Here is a 2,816-nt window from a genome sequence, read left to right as displayed (position 1 = left end):
CGGCTCGTCGGCGAAGCCGGCGCCACCATGACCGACATCGTGGAAAGCGTACAACGCTTCACCAACATTATGCGGGAGATCTCCAGCGCGGCGCATGAACAATCGAGCGGGATTGGCGCACCGTGCCGCGCTGAACCGCGGCGTGGCGTCACCGTCCCGGTGGACGCTTGCCGATGGCCGGAAAGGGCTTCGCCGCGCCGCCGCGTGAAAGGCACTTCCTGCAGCAAGCCACCGGCTGGCCGGCACCCAGGGGCGGGCGTACACTGAGCCCCTTCCGTGCGGCGCTGGCGCCGCTGCCGCTCTGCCTGCCGTCGCTGCCCCGCCCATGAGCCGTCCTGATCTTTCCCTGCTCCTGCCCCCGGGTTCGGAGAACCCGCCCGCGCCCATTCCGCCCGAGCGCCGCGCGCCCGCGAGCCGGGCCGAGGGCCCCGTGGCCGCGCTGATCGGCGAATTGCGCGCCTACCAGGCCGAGCTGGAGGTGCAGAACAAGGTGCTGCGCTACAGCCAGGCCGCGGCGGAAAGCGCCTCGGAGCGCTTCGAGACGCTGTTCGCCAGCGTGCCGCTGTCGCTCATGGTGCTCGACGAACATGACATGGTGGTGCAGGCCAACTCCATGGCGCACCGCTCCTTCCAGCCCACCGAGGCCGACCGTCCCGTCACTTCGCTCATGCCGTTCGTGAGCGCGGCCGACGCCGAACGCGTGCGCGAGGCCTTCGCGCAGGCGCGCGAACTCGGCCACAGCGAGGCCACCGAGGTGGTGTTTCCCGTGGGCTCGGGCGGCACCATCACCGGCGACCTGCACATCGCCCGCATCGAGGCGCCCCAGGAAAGCGGCCCGCCGGTGCTGCAATTCCTGTGCGCCGTGATCGACCAGGGACCGCTGCTCACCGAGCGTCAGGCGCTGCAGCAAAGCGCCCAGGCCCTGCAGGAGCGCAATGCCCAGCTGCACGCCAGCGAGCGGCGGCTGGAGGCGGTGATCAACTCCGCCCTCGATGCCATCCTGTGCGTGGACCAGCACCAGCGCATCACCGTCTTCAACCCCACGGCGGCCGCGCTGTTCCAGTGCGCCACGGCCGACGCCATGGGCAGCCGGCTCGACCGCTTCCTGCCCGATGCGGCGCAGGCGCTGGCGTTCGCGCAGCTCACCACGCAGGCCGTGCTGGGCGAGATGGTGGCCTGCACCGCCAGCGGCAAGGAGCTGGCGGTGGAGGTGAGCATGTCGTTCGAGCGCCATGCCGAGGGCGAGACCACCACCGTCTTCGCGCGCGACCTCACCGGCCGCAAGAAGGCCGAAGCCCACCGCAGCGAGCTGGAAGCGCAGCTGCGCGAGTCGCACAAGATGCAGGCCGTGGGCACCATGGCCGGTGGCATCGCCCACGACTTCAACAACATCCTGAGCGCCATCCTGGGCAACGTCGAACTGGCCAAGGCCGACTGCGACGCCGCCTCGCCCGTGCTGGAGAGCCTGCGCGAGATCGACAAGGCCGGCCGCCGCGCGCGCGACCTGGTGCGCCAGATCCTCACCTTCAGCCGCAACGAGCCGCCGCAGCGCACCGCCGTGAGCGTGCACGACGCCATGCACGACACCGAGCGGCTGCTGCGCGTGACCCTGCCGCCCGCCATCGAGTTGCGCATGCGCCTGGATGCGGGGCTGCCGCCCGTGCTGGCCGACGCCACCCAGGTCGAGCAGGCGCTGCTCAACCTGTGCACCAACGCCATCCATGCGATCGGCGAGGCGCGTGGCATCGTCAGCATGGAGGCCTCGGCCCTGGAGCCCGACCTGCGGCTGTGCGAGCGCCTGGGCCTGCCGCTGGGCGAGTACGTGGCGCTCACCGTGGTGGACAACGGCCCGGGCATCGACGCGGCCACGCAGCAGCGCATCTTCGAGCCCTTCTTCACCACCAAGCCCGTGGGCCAGGGCACCGGCCTGGGCCTGGCCGTGGTGCACGGCGTGATGCGCACGCACGGCGGCGCGGTGGACGTGCACAGCGCTCCCGGCGAAGGCAGCCGCTTCACGCTGTACTTCCCCGTGGCGCCGGATTCGGCACCGAGCGCGCCGCCGCACGCCCCCAGCCCGCCGCCCCGCCGCCCGTGCAGAGCGCGGACGAGCGCACGCGCACGTGATGTACGTGGACGACGACGAGGCGCTGGTCTTCCTCGTGCGGCGCCTGCTGCGCCGCCGCGGCTACCAGGTGACCGGGTTCACCGATCCGCACGAAGCCACCGAGGCCCTGCGCGCCGACCCGCGCAACTACGACCTGCTGGTGACCGACTACAACATGCCCGGCTACTGCGGCGTGGACCTGGTGCGCGAGGCCAAGCGCATCCGCCCTGACCTGCCGGTGGCCCTGGCCTCGGGCCACGTCACCGCGGAGATCGAACAATCGGCCCTGGCCGAAGGCGCGAGCGCCCTCATCCACAAGCCCAACGACGTGGAAGAGCTTTGCGCCACCGTGCACCAGCTGGTGCATGGCGCGGCCAAGGGCCCCGATGACCCGGCCGATGGCGGACGCCACTGAGGCGGTGCCAGGCGCCGCGGAGGCCGCCCCGCCGCCCGATTGCCTGTACGCCGACGACGACCTGCTGGTGCTGGCCAAGCCCTCGGGCCTGCTGTGCGTTCCGGGGCGCGGCCCCGACAAGCAGGACTGCCTGAGCGCCCGTGCGCTGCAGCACTGGCCGGACGCCCTGGTGGTGCACCGGCTGGACCAGGCGACCTCCGGCATCGTGCTCATGGCGCGGCATGCGACGGCCCAGCGCACGCTGGGCGACGCCTTCGCCGCACGGCAGGTGGACAAGCGCTACGAGGCCGTGGTGCA

At 71.9% G+C, this 2,816-nt stretch carries 2 protein-coding genes and 1 pseudogene; all 3 read left to right on the top strand.

Annotated features, from left to right (window positions below; translation table 11 throughout):
• On the top strand, positions 1 to 267 hold a 267-nt coding region (locus tag AC27IQ_RS21950; RefSeq protein WP_487090786.1), incomplete at its 5' end, for a hypothetical protein.
• 58 nt (positions 268 to 325) lie between these two features.
• Positions 326 to 2,519: pseudogene (locus AC27IQ_RS21945) on the top strand (PAS domain-containing hybrid sensor histidine kinase/response regulator).
• Positions 2,503 to 2,816 (top strand): pseudouridine synthase (locus AC27IQ_RS21940; RefSeq protein ID WP_487090785.1); only part of this gene is annotated, 314 nt, incomplete at its 3' end. The pseudogene AC27IQ_RS21945 and the gene AC27IQ_RS21940, both read left to right, overlap by 17 nt.

This window comes from Acidovorax sp. KPB24-07, assembly GCF_057543315.1.
This window is presented reverse-complemented; position numbering and strand designations above follow the sequence as displayed.